This window comes from Sinomonas halotolerans (assembly GCF_039615075.1).
Taxonomy (GTDB): domain Bacteria; phylum Actinomycetota; class Actinomycetes; order Actinomycetales; family Micrococcaceae; genus Sinomonas; species Sinomonas halotolerans.
The window spans coordinates 149,105-165,293 of record NZ_JBDFRB010000006.1; the positions used below are offsets into that span (position 1 = coordinate 149,105).

At 71.3% G+C, this 16,189-nt stretch carries 14 protein-coding genes, 2 tRNA genes and 1 other RNA gene; 8 read left to right on the plus strand and 9 right to left on the minus strand.

The features are described 5' to 3' along the window. The first annotated feature begins 51 nt into the window (after positions 1 to 51). Positions 52 to 717, plus strand: a complete 666-nt coding sequence (locus tag ABCQ75_RS09135; RefSeq protein WP_345884895.1) for a mechanosensitive ion channel family protein — start codon at positions 52 to 54, stop codon at positions 715 to 717. Between the two features lie 74 nt (positions 718 to 791). Beyond that, positions 792 to 1,190 (plus strand): globin, encoded by a 399-nt coding sequence (locus ABCQ75_RS09140; protein WP_345885031.1) that lies wholly within the window; start codon positions 792 to 794, stop codon positions 1,188 to 1,190. A 101-nt stretch (positions 1,191 to 1,291) separates the two neighbouring features. On the opposite strand, the gene ABCQ75_RS09145 is transcribed toward ABCQ75_RS09140, so the two are convergent. Both ABCQ75_RS09145 and ABCQ75_RS09150 read right to left on the minus strand, forming a co-directional pair. After that, the gene (locus ABCQ75_RS09145) at positions 1,292 to 1,963 is read right to left on the minus strand and encodes a DUF8185 domain-containing protein (RefSeq protein ID WP_345884897.1); all 672 of its coding nucleotides are present in this window, start codon (positions 1,961 to 1,963) and stop codon (positions 1,292 to 1,294) included. After that, a complete protein-coding gene (locus ABCQ75_RS09150; protein WP_345884899.1) occupies positions 1,960 to 2,526 on the minus strand; it encodes an acyl-CoA thioesterase in 567 nt (188 codons plus the stop codon). Before ABCQ75_RS09150 ends, ABCQ75_RS09145 begins: the two co-directional genes overlap by 4 nt. A gap of 125 nt (positions 2,527 to 2,651) precedes the next feature. On the opposite strand from ABCQ75_RS09150, the gene ABCQ75_RS09155 reads away from it, so the two are divergent. Next, positions 2,652 to 3,554, plus strand: coding sequence for an acyl-CoA thioesterase (locus ABCQ75_RS09155; protein ID WP_345884900.1), 903 nt, complete (start codon positions 2,652 to 2,654; stop codon positions 3,552 to 3,554). 98 nt (positions 3,555 to 3,652) lie between these two features. Here ABCQ75_RS09155 and ettA read toward each other — a convergent pair whose 3' ends face one another. Both ettA and ABCQ75_RS09165 read right to left on the minus strand, forming a co-directional pair. Next, positions 3,653 to 5,335, minus strand: coding sequence for an energy-dependent translational throttle protein EttA (gene ettA, locus ABCQ75_RS09160; protein WP_345884901.1), 1,683 nt, complete (start codon positions 5,333 to 5,335; stop codon positions 3,653 to 3,655). A gap of 93 nt (positions 5,336 to 5,428) precedes the next feature. Next, complete coding sequence (locus tag ABCQ75_RS09165) at positions 5,429 to 6,037, minus strand: single-stranded DNA-binding protein (RefSeq protein ID WP_345884903.1); 609 nt, start codon at positions 6,035 to 6,037, stop codon at positions 5,429 to 5,431. A gap of 187 nt (positions 6,038 to 6,224) precedes the next feature. Between ABCQ75_RS09165 and ABCQ75_RS09170 the strand changes: the two genes are divergently transcribed. Then, positions 6,225 to 6,297 (plus strand) — tRNA-Arg (locus ABCQ75_RS09170). Between the two features lie 106 nt (positions 6,298 to 6,403). On the opposite strand, the gene ABCQ75_RS09175 is transcribed toward ABCQ75_RS09170, so the two are convergent. Together ABCQ75_RS09175 and mptB are read right to left on the minus strand one after the other, a co-directional pair. After that, positions 6,404 to 9,331: a glycoside hydrolase family 2 TIM barrel-domain containing protein gene (locus ABCQ75_RS09175; protein ID WP_345884905.1), complete on the minus strand. Its 2,928-nt coding sequence runs from the start codon at positions 9,329 to 9,331 to the stop codon at positions 6,404 to 6,406. A gap of 160 nt (positions 9,332 to 9,491) precedes the next feature. Next, complete coding sequence (gene mptB / locus ABCQ75_RS09180) at positions 9,492 to 11,030, minus strand: polyprenol phosphomannose-dependent alpha 1,6 mannosyltransferase MptB (protein ID WP_345884908.1); 1,539 nt, start codon at positions 11,028 to 11,030, stop codon at positions 9,492 to 9,494. A 139-nt stretch (positions 11,031 to 11,169) separates the two neighbouring features. Here mptB and orn point away from each other — a divergent pair, with 139 nt between their 5' ends. The 3 genes from orn (at position 11,170) to def (ending at position 12,807) form a co-directional block, all read left to right on the plus strand. Then, positions 11,170 to 11,817, plus strand: a complete 648-nt coding sequence (orn, locus tag ABCQ75_RS09185) for an oligoribonuclease (RefSeq protein WP_345884909.1) — start codon at positions 11,170 to 11,172, stop codon at positions 11,815 to 11,817. Between the two features lie 193 nt (positions 11,818 to 12,010). Beyond that, positions 12,011 to 12,083, plus strand: a tRNA-His gene (locus ABCQ75_RS09190). A gap of 100 nt (positions 12,084 to 12,183) precedes the next feature. After that, positions 12,184 to 12,807, plus strand: coding sequence for a peptide deformylase (gene def / locus ABCQ75_RS09195; RefSeq protein WP_345884911.1), 624 nt, complete (start codon positions 12,184 to 12,186; stop codon positions 12,805 to 12,807). Positions 12,808 to 12,892: 85 nt separating this feature from the next. On the opposite strand, the gene ABCQ75_RS09200 is transcribed toward def, so the two are convergent. From ABCQ75_RS09200 to rnpB, 3 genes are all read right to left on the minus strand, one after another. Then, a complete protein-coding gene (locus ABCQ75_RS09200) occupies positions 12,893 to 13,093 on the minus strand; it encodes a hypothetical protein (RefSeq protein ID WP_345884913.1) in 201 nt (66 codons plus the stop codon). Positions 13,094 to 13,209: 116 nt separating this feature from the next. Further along, positions 13,210 to 14,691 (minus strand): glyceraldehyde-3-phosphate dehydrogenase, encoded by a 1,482-nt coding sequence (locus tag ABCQ75_RS09205; RefSeq protein WP_345884914.1) that lies wholly within the window; start codon positions 14,689 to 14,691, stop codon positions 13,210 to 13,212. Between the two features lie 243 nt (positions 14,692 to 14,934). After that, positions 14,935 to 15,332: RNase P RNA component class A (gene rnpB / locus ABCQ75_RS09210), an RNA gene on the minus strand. A 90-nt stretch (positions 15,333 to 15,422) separates the two neighbouring features. Between rnpB and ABCQ75_RS09215 the strand changes: the two genes are divergently transcribed. Further along, on the plus strand, positions 15,423 to 16,187 hold the full coding sequence (locus ABCQ75_RS09215) for a YaaA family protein (protein WP_345884916.1): 765 nt from the start codon (positions 15,423 to 15,425) through the stop codon (positions 16,185 to 16,187). The last annotated feature ends 2 nt before the right edge of the window (positions 16,188 to 16,189 follow it).

A 16,189-nucleotide genomic window follows, 5' to 3' on the forward strand; every position in this document is an offset into this window, starting at 1 on the left:
ACCGACGGCTAGGGTGGTGTCATCCACCAGCCACCAGGAGGTTCCACACCTGTGACCGAGGACATCGACACCGCTGTGACGGCCGTGAACCAGACGCTCATCGAGGTCGGCATCGCCGTGGGCGCCGGACTGCTCGTCTGGGTCGCGGCGACCTTCCTCATCCGCCAGGTGGTCCGGCGCGTGCGCTCCGGGCCCCAGTTCGCCGAGCACAGGCTCTTCCGGTGGGCTGCGCCCGCCCTCCGGGCCCTCGACTCGGAGCGGCGTGCACAGCGCGCGGAGACGATCGGGTCCCTCCTGCACAGCACGGTCGTGCTGGTGGTCGTGACGATCGTGGCGATCTACGTCCTCAAGGCGCTCGGGGTGGACATCGCCCCCATCCTCACGAGCGTGGGGATCCTCGGCGTCGCGATCGGCTTCGGCGCGCAGCAGCTCATCCGCGACTTCCTCGCCGGCATCTTCATCACGATGGAGGACCAGTACGGGATCGGGGACGAGATCATCACGAGCGAGGTCATCGGCACGGTCGAGTCGGTGGGCCTGCGCATCACGCGGGTGCGCGGCGAGGACGGGACGGTCTGGTACCTGCGCAACGGCGAGATCCTGCGGGTCGGCAACAGGTCGCAGGGCACCTACGTCCCGGCGGACAATGGGAGGCCGGAGCCCGTGGAGGACGGGACGGATGAGCACGCTGGCGACGGCCAGCGCGCCGGCGAGTGAGGATCAGCGTGAACGAGACCCAGCGGCCCGAAGGCCTTCCCCAGACCTCCGGCGACCGGGAGCGGCCGAACCTGCTGCGGCCGGGCTCGGCCGAGGCCGCGAGCTTCTACGAGCAGATCGGCGGCCACGAGGCGTTCGTCAAGCTCGTGGACGTGTTCTACGAGGGCGTGGCGCAGGACGAGGTCCTCCGGCCCATGTACCCCGAGGAGGAGCTCGGCCCGGCCCGGAAGCGGCTGACGATGTTCCTCGAGCAGTACTGGGGCGGCCCGGGCACCTACAGCGCCGAGCGCGGCCACCCCAGGCTCCGGATGCGGCACATGCCCTTCAAGGTCAATCCCGAGGCCCGCGACCGCTGGCTCCACCACATGCGGGCCGGCGTCGACGCTCTCGGGCTCTCGCCCCTGCACGAGGCCACGCTGTGGGACTACCTCGAGCGCGCGGCCCACTCTCTCGTCAACACCTTCGACGACTGACCCGCTGGACGGACTGCTCCGCCCGGGCGGGGGCCCGGGCGGGCGGGGGCTCCCCTGAGCCGTCCGCGACGCACGATGCCTCCGCTCACGGGCCAGGGCCGTCAGCCGGCCAGGACGGCCGCCCGCCGGCACAGGACGTGGCCCGCGCTCGAGCTGAGCCTTGTCCACGACCCGCACGTGTACCGCTGCACGGCCTCTCCCGGCCGGACGAACCCGAGGGCGACGGCAGCGAAGGCGGCCCCGGCAGCGAGCCCCGGCGCGCCCTCGAGCTCCCTGCTCCAGACGGCGGCCCGGGCCCCCTTCACGACGGCGGCCCCCGGCTGCTGAGGGACGGCCGCGGCCACCTCGGCCATCCCGGCGGCCGCCGCCTGCTCGAGCAGCTCGGCCCCGACCGGGCCCTCCGGGGTCCACGGGCCCCGGGGCGGGCTCACCGCGGCCCACGGCGCACGGACGGCCGACGGCGGGATCCCCAGGACCGTGCCCGTGTCGCCGAGGCGCGCGAGGCGGTCCTCGACGGCAGCGATGGAGACGACCGCATCGGCATGCGCCGGTGCGGCCAGGGCGACGGTCCGCATGCCGAGCACGGTGGGCACCGCCTCGCCCAGGGTCCTCGCGTGGAGCACCCCGACCGTCACCGCGAGCACCTCGCCCGCCGCGAGGAGGCGGACTCCGGAGTCCTCGACGGCCTTGGCCCGTGCGAGGAACACCCGCAGGTCCGCGACGGCGAGCGGGTCCCCGAGGTCGAGCGCAGTCGACGGCACCGCGCCCGTCACGCCGTCGCCCCTGTCGCGGCCGTGCCGCCCGGAGCAGCCGCGGCGCGGGTTCCGCCGAATGCGGGAGGAGGCGGCGCCGTCGTGCCCTGCGACGGAAGCGGAGGACGGCGGCGGAACGGCACATCCGGCCCCGCGAACTCGGCCAGCTCGGCACGGAGGCCGTCGGGCAGCCGGACGGGGCGCCCGGTCCCGCGGCTGACGAGCACCATCGAGGTCGAGCACAGCGCGCACACGGCGTCTGCCTCCGGGTCGAGCACCGAGTAGCCGAGGTCGAAGCTCGAGCCGCCCACGCGCGTGACCCACAGGTCCACGGCCACCGGCTCGCGGCGGTACAGCAGCGGGGCGAGGTATTCGATCTCGTGGCGGCCCACGAGGGTGAAGTTCTCGGCGGTCACGAGGTCCGCCATGGTGCGGGCGCCCTGGGCGGGCACGCGCAGCGGCTCCCGCAGCCAGTGCACGCGCGCGTCTTCAAGGAACTGAAGGAAGCGCACATTGTTCACGTGCCCGTAGGAGTCGACGTCGCCGAAGCGCAGCTGGAGCGGGAACCGGTAGGCAGCGGGCATGGACCCATCTTCGCAGAATCGCCTGTGCCCCCCGCACCCGGACCGTGCCTGCTCCAGCGCTGGGCAGGCGCGCCGGGCTCCGACGCCAGTTGGCCGCTGATGTGCGGGCGGTCTAATGTCGTCCCATGACGCGACCGGCGCACGCCTCGGACCCCACGCAGACCCTCCTGACGCTGCTCGACCTCGACGACCTCGGCGGCGCCCGGACCGACAAGGACGTGTTCGTCGGCCCGAGCGAACGGCAGCCCCGGCACCGGGTGTTCGGGGGCCAGGTCCTCGCCCAGAGCCTCGTGGCCGCGGGCCGCACGGTGGCCGAGGGGCGGCACGTGCACTCGATGCACGCGTACTTCCTCCGGCCGGGGGACGCGGACACCTCCATCACCTTCGGTGTCGAGCGGCTGCGGGACGGCCGCTCGTTCTCGGCCCGGCAGGTGCACGCGTACCAGGACGGCATGCCCATCCTGTCCATGATCACCTCGTTCCAGGAACCGGCCGAGGGCCTCGACCACCAGAGCCCGATGCCGGAGGGGATCCCGGACCCGGAGTCACTGCCCAGCACGGCGGACCTGCTCGGCGAGATCGACCACCCGGTGGCCCAGTACTGGGCCTACGACCGCCCCGTCGACGTGCGCCACGTCAACCCCGCGGTGTACGTCAGCGCCTCGGGCGAGCGGATCGCGCGCAACGCGGTCTGGATGAAGACGTTCAGCCCCATGCCCGACGACGAGGCACTGCACCGGGCCGCGCTCGCCTACGCGAGCGACTACACGCTCCTCGAGCCCGTCCTGCGACGCCACGGCCTGTCCTGGATCACGCCGGGGATGAGCGTCGCGAGCCTTGACCACGCCATGTGGTGGCACCGTCCCGTCCGCGTGGACGACTGGCTCCTCTACGTCCAGGAGTCGCCCAGCGCCCAAGGAGCGCGTGGGCTCGGCGCGGGCAGGATCTTCAACCGTCAGGGCGTCCACGTTGCCAGCGTGGCGCAGGAGGGCATGGTCCGGCTGCCCTACCTCGACGGGCCCTCCTGAGCTGCTCGTCCGGGCCGGCCGGCCGCTGGTCCGGAAGACGCGTGAGGCCGGTCCCCGGGCGGGGACCGGCCTCATGTGTGCCCAGCGGGGCGTCGGGACTAGTCGCGCGTGAGCTTGCGGTGCGTCACGCGGTGCGGCTTGGCGGCCTCCGGTCCGAGCCGCTCGACCTTGTTCTGCTCGTACGACTCGAAGTTGCCCTCGAACCAGTACCAGCTGGCCTCGTCCTCATCCGTGCCCTCGTAGGCGAGGATGTGGGTCGCGACGCGGTCCAGGAACCACCGGTCGTGGGAGACCACGACGGCGCAGCCGGGAAACTCGAGGAGCGCGTTCTCGAGGCTCGAGAGCGTCTCGACGTCGAGGTCGTTGGTCGGCTCGTCGAGCAGCAGGAGGTTGCCGCCCTGCTTGAGGGTGAGCGCGAGGTTCAGGCGGTTGCGCTCACCGCCGGAGAGGACGCCGGCCTTCTTCTGCTGGTCCGGGCCCTTGAACCCGAACGCGGAGACGTAGGCCCGCGAGGGCATCTCGACCTGTCCGACCTGGATGTGGTCGAGGCCGTCCGAGACGACCTCCCACAGGGTCTTGTTCGGGTCGATACCGCCGCGGCTCTGGTCCACGTAGGAGATCTTGACCGAGTCGCCGATCCTCAGCTCGCCGCCGTCGAGCGGCTCGAGGCCCACGAGCGTCTTGAACAGCGTGGTCTTCCCGACGCCGTTGGGGCCGATCACGCCCACGATCCCGTTGCGCGGGAGCGAGAACGAGAGCCCGTCGATGAGGGTGCGCTCGCCGAACCCCTTCTTGAGGTCCTTGGCCTCGATGACGAGCTGCCCGAGACGCGGCCCCGGCGGGATCTGGATCTCCTCGAAGTCGAGCTTGCGCGTGCGCTCGGCCTCGGCGGCCATCTCCTCGTACCGGGCGAGGCGCGCCTTCGACTTGGTCTGGCGGCCCTTCGCGTTGGAGCGGACCCATTCGAGCTCCTCGGCGAGGCGCTTGGCGAGCTTTGCGTCCTTCTTGCCCTGGACCTCGAGGCGTGCCCGCTTCTTTTCGAGGTAGGTCGAGTAGTTGCCCTCGTAGGGGTAGAGGCGGCCGCGGTCGACCTCGCAGATCCACTCCGCGACGTGGTCGAGGAAGTAGCGGTCGTGGGTCACGGCGAGCACAGCGCCGGGGTAGGACGCCAGGTGCTGTTCGAGCCACAGGACGCTCTCGGCGTCGAGGTGGTTGGTGGGCTCGTCGAGCAGGAGGAGGTCCGGCTTCTGGAGCAGGAGCTTGCACAGTGCCACTCGGCGCCGCTCACCGCCGGAGAGCACGCTCACGTCGGCGTCCGGCGGCGGGCAGCGGAGGGCGTCCATGGCCTGCTCGAGCTGAGAGTCGAGGTCCCAGGCGTCGGCCGCGTCGATGGCCTCCTGGAGCTTGCCCATCTCCTCGAGGAGCGCGTCATAGTCCGCGTCCGGGTTCGCCATCTCCTCGGAGATCTGGTTGAACCGCTGCATCTTGGCGTAGATCTCGCCCACGCCCTCCTGGACGTTGCCGAGGACCGTCTTCTCCTCGTTCAGGGGCGGCTCCTGGAGGAGGATGCCCACGCTGTACCCCGGGGACAGCCGCGCCTCGCCGTTGGAGGGCGTGTCGAGACCCGCCATGATCTTGAGGATGGTCGACTTGCCTGCGCCGTTGGGTCCGACGACGCCGATCTTCGCGCCGGGGAAGAACGACATGCTCACGTCGTCGAGGATGACCTTGTCGCCCACTGCCTTCCGGGCCTTGGTCATGGTGTAGATGAATTCCGCCATGACGTTAAATCTAGTGGGTCGCCGGTGGGGAGCACACATCGGCCGCCGGAGGGGACGCTGGCGGCCCCAGCGCCCCCGGCCCGCGGCGGTCTGTCACGCGGAGAGCAGGCGGTCTGCCGGTCCACGGCCTGCCGTGCCCTCGTCCTGCCGTCCCTCGGCCCGGTCGTCGGCCTGTCCCGCGTGCCCGTCCAAGGGACTCCGGCCCTCGAAGTCCTCGTCCTCGAGCGGCGGGAGGTCCTCGAACGGGTCCATCCCGCCGGGCCCCACCTCTCCTGTGACCGGGTCCACGGCGCCCACGCCCTCGACCGTTCGCAGGCGGGCCGAGGACCCGGCCGGCATCTCGTCGCGGCGCTTGGTCCACATGGACACGCCGTGGGCGAGGTCCAGCCCGAGCGAGGATGCCACGATCTCGGCGGTCCAGCCCTCGGCCCCGTTCGCGCGCTGATAGCTCTTGGTCCGCAGCCGGCCCATGACCACGACCGGTGATCCCTTGTTGATGCTCATGGCGGCGTTCTGGGCGAAGGACCCGAAGCACACTACCGTGAACCAGCTCGTGTGCCGGTCGCCCCACGCCTTCGCCTCGCGGTCGAACCACCGCTCCCCCACCGCAAGCCTGAACCGTGCGTACATCGACCCGTTGGACCCCGTCCCGAAGACCGGATCCGTCCCGACCCACCCGCGGAGTGCAATCTCATCGCTCATGCCACTCGACTCCCGTCGTCAGTGCTCCCCCGCTCGGGAGCCGTGGTCCCACCCTCGCGGCCCGCCGGGAGGACGGCGAGACCCCCGGACCCGTATGTGGACGACTCGCCCAATCCGGCGCTGTGGAGGACCAATGGGCCCGCGTACAGGCGGGACTCCGGACGGCGATAGACTTGTCGCGCGCCTTGCCCCAGTAGCTCAGAGGATAGAGCAGCGGCCTTCTAATCCGACGGTCGGGGGTTCGATTCCCTCCTGGGGCGCGCTGTGATGCAGCGGGACATCCTTTGCGGATGTGGCGAGACATCGCTGACACCCCCGGTCTTCGGACCGGGGGTGTCCTTGCCTGGGCATCGATCCCGGCGTGCGTCAGCGGCCCAGGGCCTCGAACCGCAGCGAGAGCATGAACCGGCGGGCCTCGAGCCGGTATTCCGGGAGCTCGGGCGGGCCGCAGGCGGCTGACCCGAGGCCGTGGTGCTCGGCATCGAGGTTGAGCCACACCCACTCAGGGTCCGGGACGAGGTCAGTCGTGTGGGCCGCGGCTTCGAGCGCCTCGGTCGTCCACGGACGGGCGGTGAGCACGAACGGCCCGCCCTCCACGGTGAGCCGGCGCCCTCCGCCCTCGAGGGCCGCGCTGCGCACGCCACGCCGTGCTCCGTTCTCCTGCGGCCGCGCGTACGGGGTCTGGAACTCCTCCACCGAGGCGCTAAATCGCCCGACCCGCTGCGCCGACGCGCTGTCCGGATAGGCCTCCCCCGGTCCAAGCCCGAACCACGTGACGTCTCCGAGCCCTGCGGGCACCGCCATCCGCAGGCCCCACCGGGGAAGGGGCACGGCCCAGGTCCCCAGAGGCGAGCCGACGGCGTCGAGGCACACGCCGCCGTCGTCAGCGCGCCATCGGTACTCCATCTCGAAGCCGACGTCCGTCCCCGCCGGCATCACGTGGGACACGACGCTCAGCGCTCCCTGCTCTGGGACCACCGCGATGGTCCGGTGCCGGAGGCGGTCGAGCCCGAGCCGCCGCCAGGTCGCCGCGGGAGGGTCGGGCTGCGCGAGCTCATCGTTGTCTGTGGGCGCGCGCCACAGGTCCAGGACAGGGCCGACGACGTCCAGGGGCCCCAGGCGCTCGAGCCGGCCTCGCGCGTCGAAGCGGGCCTGGCCCAGGTCCCAGCCGCCGCCCGACCGTGCGAGGGCGGGCGCCGTGCCTGCGGGCCTCGAGGGACGACGACGGGCTGGGGCCGCCCGGCCGGGGAGCTGCGCCTGCCCCCACGCGACCTCGTGCCCTGCCGGGGCCCAGCGCTCGGCCCCGGCGAGCCGTGCGCTCACCGTGAGCCAGCGCTCGACGCCGACGGCTGGGGGATCGAGCTCCGTCACCGCTGCGGGGAGCGGCACCCGCACGCAGGCGCCCGCGTCCAGCGGCGGGACCTCGAGCGCGCCGTCGGCGACGGGCACACCGTCGTCCTCGCAGCGCCACGCGAAGCCGAGGTGGCCTGTCGTCGTGTGCCGGTACCGGGACTCGACTGTGATCCCGTCCCCGCCCACGCGCAGGGCGAGTGGCGCGTACGCTGCGGCGAGCTCGGCGAGGGCGGGCGAGGGCGCGCGGTCGGCGAACAGGAGCCCGTCAGCGATGAAGTTCGCGTCGTGGAGCTCCTCGCCGAAGTCGCCGCCGTAGGCGGGGTACTCGGTGCCCCGGTGGGGGCCGTCCTGGGCTGTCTGGGCGATGCACTGGTCCATCCACTCCCACACGAAGCCCCCGGCGAGCCGCGGATAGCGCTCGAAGAGCTCCACGTACTCAGTGAGCCCTCCGGGGCCATTGCCCATCGCATGGGCGTATTCGCACAGGATGAACGGCATGCCTCGCCGGCGGGCGTCGGCTCCGGGGGACGCGGACGGCTCCTCACCGCGTCCGATCAGCTCGGTCTCCGCGTGGTCGGCGTACATGCGGGAGTAGACGTCCACGTCGCCGCAGTCCTGGTCGCCCTCGTAGTGGAGGAAGCGGTCCGGATCCCGGCTGCGGGCCCATTCCGCCATCGCGCCGAGGTTCCTGCCCCGGCCCGACTCGTTTCCGAGGGACCAGCCGATGACGCAGGGATGGTTCTTGTCCCGCTCGACCATGCGCTGCATGCGGTCCACGAGCGCGTCCCGCCAGGAGGGATCGTCGGCGGGATTGCGGCGCCAGCCGAGCAGCTCGAACCCGTGGGTCTCGAGGTCGCACTCGTCCAGGACCCAGAGCCCGTACTCGTCGCACAGTGCGAGGAAACGGGGGTCGGGCGGATAGTGGCTCGTGCGGACGGCGTTGACGTTGCTCCGCTTCATGAGCTCCACGTCGGCACGCATCGTCGCCTCGTCGAGGGCTCGGCCCGTGCGGGCGTGCCACTCGTGCCGGTTCACGCCGCGCAGGGCGAGGGGGGCGCCGTTGGCAATGAGGACGGCGTCGGAGATAGACACCGTGCGGAAGCCGATGGCTAGCTCCACGGTCTCAGCCGCCGTGGACACGGTTGCGCGGTACAGCCGGGGCTCCTCCGCGCTCCAGGGCTCGGCACGGGGCACGTCGGCGGCAGTGCCTGCGGGCAGCTCGAGTCCCAGCTCGGGCACGCGCACGACGGCGCCGGCCGGCGCTTCGACACGCAGGCGGCCCGCGCGCGTGGCGGGGTCGTAGCCGGCGTGGACGAACACGTCGTCGATCCCGCCCTCGGGCCGGTGCAGGAGGGCGACCCGCCGGAAGATCCCGGAGACCCACCACATGTCCTGGTCCTCGAGGTACGAGCCCGCGGAGAACTGGTGCACGCGCACTGCAAGGACATTGCGGCGGCCGGGCTCGAGATGCTCCGTCGCGTCGAACTCGTGGGTGAGGCGGGAGCCCTGTGCAGCACCGAGGCGCTTCCCGTTGAGCCAGGCCTCGAAGGCCGAGTCGACGCCCTCGAACCGCACGATCCACCGGCCGCCGGGAGGGGCCTCGGGCGGATCGAAGGCCCGGCGGTACTCCCCTGTCGGGTTCTCGTCGGGCACTTCCGGAGGGTCGACCGGGAACGGGTACGCGATGTTCGTGTACGCCGGGCTCCCATATCGCGGTCTTCCGGGGACCCCCTCGAGCTGCCAGCAGTGCGGCACCTGCACGCGGTCCCAGCCGCCGTCATCGAACGCCGCCAATTCGAAGCCCGGGGTGCCCCCGGCGGTGGGCGAGCAGCGGAAGGACCACTCGCCGTCGAGCGGGAGGGCTACGGCGTCCGACTCGAGGTGCGCCCGGGGCGGGAGGGCACCGGAAGGGCTGGGGCGGATCGCGTCAGATTCCTCCACGTGCTCACCTTTCGGCGGATGGTCGGCGCGACCACCCTACGGCACACCGCGGCCGGCTCGCGAGGGCCCACGGACCCCCGGCCCGGCTGCACGCCCGGCGAGGCCAGCGGGCGCTGGGACGTCTGTTGGACAGCGCCCCGACCCTGCCCCTGCGGGCCGCTCAGCGCCGGGCCAGGAGGCTCCGCGCTCCCGGGCGGAACAGCCTGCGCGTCTTGGGGTCGATGAAGATCAGGTAGAGCCCGAACAGGAGGGCGATGAGCGCCGCCGCGTTCCTGGCGAGCGCCAGGGCAAGCTGATTGTCCCCCTCCTGGAGGTACGGGAACACGTCGAGCTGGTCCGAGATCCCGTAGACCATGAAGAAGGAGACGACAAAGTAGAGGCTCTTGACCTGCCAGTCGTTGCGGATGCCCGTCACGGCGAAGAACGGGATCAGCCAGACGATGTACCAGGCCTGGATCATGGGCGCGAGGAGGACGACCGCGGCGAACGCCAGGGTCATGCGGCGCACGAGACGGTCATGGCTGCCCCGCAGGGCGAGCCACGCGACGATCGCGAGCGAGGCCACCCTCCCGATCGCGAACACGGCCCGGTCCAGCTCGAGCCACCCCAGGCCCATGGCTGCGCCGATGGAGGAGGCCATCATCCCGAGCATCCCCACGGGGGCGTACCAGATCCAGACGCTCCCGGGGGCGGCCAGGCCGTTGATCCAGCCGAAGCCGAACCCATTGGGGAGGCTGAGGACATACAGGAGGCCGAGTGAGAGCGCCGCCGTGAGGGCAAGGTAGCCTGCCTTCCGCGGCCAGCCCGCGCGCCTGCCCGCCCACATCAGGGCGACGAAGGGGAGCAGGAGCGCCGTGATCGGCTTGACCGACACCGACAGCGTCACGAGGACGATCCCCAGAAGCGGCCGGCGGGCGGCCACGTAGTAGACGCCTGCCACGGCGAGTCCCACCATGAGTGCGTCGTTGTGGACCGCAGCGATGAAGTTGGTCAGGAAGAGCGGGTTCGCCACGGTGAGCCACAGCGCCCGGTGCGGGTCCACGCCGTGCAGCGCGGCGAGCCTGGGCACGTAGACGACCACGAGGCCCACGCCCGCCACGCACACGAGCCGGAAGAGGAACACGCTGGCCTCAGGATGGACCCCGGTGGCCCACACCACGAACTGCTCGATCCACAGGTAGAACTGACCGTACGGGGTGGGAGCCTCGCTCCACATCCGGTCCGCGCCGAGCTGGTAGTAGTTCGAGAGCGTCGAGATGCCGTCCTCGTACGGGTTGAAGCCCTCGAGCATGAGCCGGCCCTGCCCGATGTACGAGTAGACGTCCCGGCTGAAGAGGGGGACCGCGAACAGCATCGGGCCGCCCCAGAGGGCGAGGGCCTTGAGCGTTGCCGCACGGGCCTCCGGCCCCCACTCGCGGACCTTCTGGCCGAGCCGCAGCCATGAGCGCACGAGGAGCATCCCGCCGACGGCCAGGAGGATGATGCTGAGCACCACCCCGATGACTTCGGTGCGCATCCAGATGAAGAACGGGTAGCGGCGCAGCTCTGACGCCGGCGCGAGCCATCCGACACCGAAGGATCCGATGAGCATCGCCACCGAGCCTGCGAAGCCGGCGAGCAGCGGCCATCGCGGGTCCTCGACAGCCTGGCCCCCGTTCTCGACGCGGGTGCGTCTGACGGGGTGCGAGGGCAGAGTCATCGGCGCGTCCATTCGTCTTGCTGGCCCGCCCGGGCAGGCCCCACGTCAGGCACGTCAGGGGCGCGGCGGTGGGCCCCATCCTAGCACCGGCGCCCGGCGGGCCGGGGCGCCCGCAGGGGCTGTGACGTAGTCTGGGCCCGTGCCCATCACCAATGAACGCATCGTGTGGATCGACTGTGAGATGACTGGTCTCGACCCCGTGGCGGACGCCCTCATCGAGGTCGCCGTGCTCGTGACCGACTCGGAGCTGAACGTGCTCGGAGAGGGGGTGGACATCGTGATCCGGCCCTCGGACGAGGCACTCGCCGGAATGAGCGACTTCGTGCGGGAGATGCACACCGCCTCGAAGCTGCTCGATGCCCTTCCCGAAGGGGTCAGCCTGGAGGAGGCCCAGCGCGAGGTCATGGGCTACATCCGCACGTGGGTCCCGGAGCCGAACAAGGCCCAGCTCGGCGGGAACTCGGTGGGGACGGACCGGCTCTTCCTGGCCCGGGACATGCCCGAGGTGGTCGACCACCTCCACTACCGGGTGATCGACGTCTCCACGATCAAGGAGCTCGCACGGCGCTGGTACCCCCGCGCGTACTTCCAGGCCCCCGCCAAGACCGGGGGCCACCGGGCGCTCGGTGACATCCGGGACTCGATCGACGAACTGCGCTACTACCGCGCAGCCGTGTTCGTTCCGGCCCCCGGCCCCGACTCTGCGGCTGCGCAGGCCATCGCCCGCCAGATCACCGAGGCGGACGACGCCGACGCAGGGCTGAGGGCTTCAGACTCCCCTGCCTGACAGGCCCGGCGGGCGCCGTGCCGCCTCCTCGGGTGTTCGCCCGGGCGGGTCCCGGCGGTCCCGCGGCGAAAAATTGCCGCGCAGGGGCCGTTTTGGTCATCAGCACCTGTGAAGAGCAGGTATGCTTGTTGTCGTTGCTTCCGCAGGGGCCCTTGAGGGAACTCATGGGGTCCATTCGCGCGGGAGTTCCGCGGTGGGTATAGCTCAGTTGGCAGAGCGTCTGGTTGTGGTCCAGAAGGTCGCGGGTTCAAGCCCCGTTACTCACCCTGAGAGTGGTCGGTCCGGCCGACCGCCCAGAGGCCGCACGGAGTGACTCCGTGCGGCCTCTTCGCATCCCCGATGCCGAGGCAGAACAGGAGCTGTTCCGTGGCCGTCCGTCCCATCACCATCTGGGGTGAGCCCGTCCTCCACCGCCGGGCCGAGGAAGTCACCGTCTTCGACGATGCCCTGCGCGAGCTCATCACGGACATGCACGAGACATCGGACGCCGCGCACGGGGTAGGGCTCGCGGCGCCGCAGATCGGCGTCGGCCTGCGCGTCTTCGTGTACAGCTTCGCGAACGACGACGGCGTCCCTCCCCGGGGCGTCGTGGTGAACCCGCGCCTGACGCTCTCGAAGGTGTCCGGCTCGGCACCCGACCCCCACGAGCACGAGGAGGGGTGCCTCTCCTTCCCCGGCGAGGGCTATCCCCTGCAGCGCGCCGAGTGGGTCAAGGTCGAAGGCTTCGACGGCGACGGCCAGCCCCTCGAGTTCACCGCGACCGGGTGGTTCGCCCGGGTCATGCAGCACGAGTACGACCATCTCGACGGAAGGCTCTACGTGGACCGGCTCATCGACCGGTACGCGAAGAAGGCCCGCCGCGCCGCCCGCAGGCATGGCTGGGGCGTTCCGGGCCTGACCTGGATGCCGGGCATCGACCCGGATCCGTTCGGCCACGGCGACGGAGACCACGGCCACGACGACGAGCACGTCCACACACACGGGCACTGACACGGCTGTTGGGTGCACCGCGAAGGGCGCCGCACACGAGTGCGGCGCCCTTCGTCGTCGTACTGCCGCGCTCTGCCAGCGTCGGCTACTGCTCGCGGATCACGCGCTGGAGGTCCTCGTCCGCCACCCGCTGGAGTTCCTCCAGCTGCGCGACACGCTCAGGGGGTACGCTCCCCGAGGCCAGTCCCGCCCTGGCGTGGTCCACGAGCAGCCTGGCCTGCTTGGCGTTGGCGCGGGCGACATCCAGCGCGTGCTCGAGAGTGCTCTCATGCTCCGTAGCTTCCATACGTGCATCTTGCACCGCCGGCGGACTCGAATCCAGAGGTGCCGCGGAATCCAGGGGTGCCGCCGGATCGCCCGCGCCGGCCGCCGTCAGCACCCGCGGCCGGCGGCGTCCGCGCCTCAGTGGGCGACGGCGAGACCGTGCTCGACCGCGCTCACCTGGACCGGGAAGGACGGCGCGTGCACGCCGGCCATCTCCTCAAGGACCCTGACGACCTGGCAGCTGTAGCCGAACTCGTTGTCGTACCAGACGTAGAGGACCAGGTTCTTCCCGGTGGAGATCGTCGCCAGGCCGTCGACGATGCCCGCACGGCGGGAGCCGACGAAGTCCGTCGAGACGACCTCGGGCGAGTCGATGTAGTCGATCTGCTTGCGCAGGTCCGAGTGCAGCGACATCTCGCGGAGGTAGGCGTTGACCTCGTCCTTCGTCGTCTCCTCGGAGAGGCTGAGGTTGAGCACGGCCATCGAGACGTCCGGGGTGGGGACGCGGATGGCATTGCCCGTGAGCTTGCCGGCGAGCTCGGGGAGGGCCTTCGCCACGGCCTTCGCGGCGCCGGTCTCCGTCAGGACCATGTTCAGGCCGGCTGCCCGGCCCCGGCGGTCTCCCTTGTGGAAGTTGTCGATGAGGTTCTGGTCGTTCGTGAACGAGTGCACCGTCTCGACGTGGCCGTGCACGACGCCGTACCTGTCGTTGACCGCCTTGAGGACCGGGGTGATCGCGTTGGTCGTGCAGGACGCCGCCGTCACGATGCGGTCGCCGGACTCGATCGAGTCGTGGTTGATGCCGTGGACGATGTTCTTGAGGCTGCCCTTGCCGGGCGCCGTGAGCAGCACGCGGGCCACGCCCTTGCTCTGCAGGTGCTGGGACAGGCCCTCCTCGTCGCGCCACCTGCCGGTGTTGTCCACCACGATCGCGTCGTCGATGCCGTACTGCGTGTAGTCGACGGTCGCCGGGCTGTCCGAGTAGATGACCTTGATGAGGGTGCCGTTGGCGAGGATCGTGCTGTTCTCCTCGTCCACGGTGATCGTGCCCTCGAACGCCCCGTGCACGGAGTCGCGGCGCAGGAGGCTCGCACGCTTGACGAGGTCCTTGTCCGAGCCCTTCCGCACCACGATCGCGCGCAGGCGCAGGCCGTGCCCGCCGCCGGCGTGCTCGATGAGGATGCGCGCCACGAGGCGGCCGATGCGGCCGAAGCCGTACAGCACCACGTCGGTGCTCTGACGCGGGTCTGCGCCGTGCTTGCCCACGATCTCCGCGAGCTCCTCGCGCAGGAACTCCTCGACCGGACGGCCACCGCCCTCGGCACGGAACTTCTCGTTGAGGCGGGCGATGTCGATCGAGGCCGCACCGAGCTCGAGCGGTTCGAGCGCCTTGAGGATGGGGAGCGTCTCGTCGAGGCCGAGCTCCTCGCGCTCGATCTGGCGGGCCCAGCGGTGGGCCTTGAGGAGTCCGACCACGGACTGGTTGATGAGGCTGCGGCCATGAACCGAGGTCACCACATTGTTCTCGCGGTACAGCCGGCCGATGATCGGGATCATCTCCTCGGCTGCTGCCTCACGCCCGATCCACGTGCCGAGTGCGGATTCTGCCGTCGTGCTCACACAGGTGCCTTTCTCTGCAGTCGCGCACGCCATCGTGCGCCTGCCCTCCGGCGCGGTCGGCCGGGGTGGGCATGGAAAGAGCCGGTCCTGCGATCGCAGAGCCCGGCTCAGGAGAACATCTACGTTCGTCCTCCAGTCTACGCGGAGGCGCCGCGGCACCGTCCCGGAAGGGCTGTGAAGTCACTCACAGCCGAATCGGCGGCAGCGACGCCGTGGCGGGCCGGTCGCGCCGATCGAGGGACGAGGACAGGCCGACCTGTGAGCCGGGTTCTGTCTCCGCACCGGGTTGCCCCGGCGCGGGAGGCGATCATCCATCTAGGACCGCCGTTGCCGGCGGCCTCAAGCGGCCTACCCGGGCACTCGGGCGGGCAGCCCTGGTAGCGCGCCCTGTCTGGCCTTGCTCCGGATGGGGTTTACCTAGCCTCCCCGGTCACCCGGGGAGCTGGTGGTCTCTTACACCGCCGTTTCACCCTTACCCCCCGGCCCGGTCGGGGACCGTTCCGGGAGGCGGTCTGTTCTCTGTGGCACTGGCCTGCGGGTTTCCCCGAGTGGGCGTTACCCACCATCCTGCCCTGCGGAGCCCGGACTTTCCTCGCGGCCCTTCCTTGCGGAAGAGGCCCCGCGATCGCCCAGTCGACCTGTCCTCGTGCCCTCAAGTCTACCGTCCCGTCCATCCGCGGCCCGGCCCCCCGCGACCGGGACGGAAGCCCCCGCCTCGGTAGGATGCTCGGGTGCTCATCCTCCTCCCGCCCTCCGAGGGCAAGACGCCCGCGCCCGCGGGCCCGCCCGTCGACCTCGCCTCGCTCAGCTTCCCCTGCCTCGAGGTGGCCCGGAAGGAAGTGATGGAGGCCCTCGCCGAGGTGAGCGGCCGCCCGGACGCGCTCGCGGCCCTCGGGGTCGGCGCGTCGCTCGCGCACGACGTCGAGAGGAACCGGCGTCTCCACGCGGAACCGGCGGCGCCCGCGCACCAGGTCTACTCCGGGGTGCTCTACGAGGCGCTCGGCTACGGCTCGCTCACGCCAGCGCAGCGGGCTCGGGCGGAGGAGGCCGTCGTCGTGGTCTCCGCCCTCTGGGGCGCCGTGGGCTTCGGGGACGCCGTGCCCGCCTACCGCCTCTCCATGTCGGTGTCCCTCGACGGGATCGGACGCCTCGCCGCGTTCTGGAAGCCGCGGCTCGCCGAGGCCCTCGCGGAGAGGGCGGCGGGAGAGATCGTCGTCGACGCGCGCTCGAGCACCTATGCCGCGGCCTACGCGCCGCCGCGGGCTGCGACAGTCACCGTGGACGTCCTCACCGAGCGCGACGGGCGGCGCACCGTGGTGAGCCATTTCGCCAAGCACCACCGGGGCGAGTTCGCGCGCCACCTGCTCACGCGCCGCGGAGCGGAACCGGCCACGCCCGAGGACCTGCTCGCCGTCGCACGCGAGAAGTGGAACGCCGAGCTGCGCGAGGGAACTGCCCGCCGGCCGCATTCCCTCGCGCTCATCCTCGAGGGCTGACG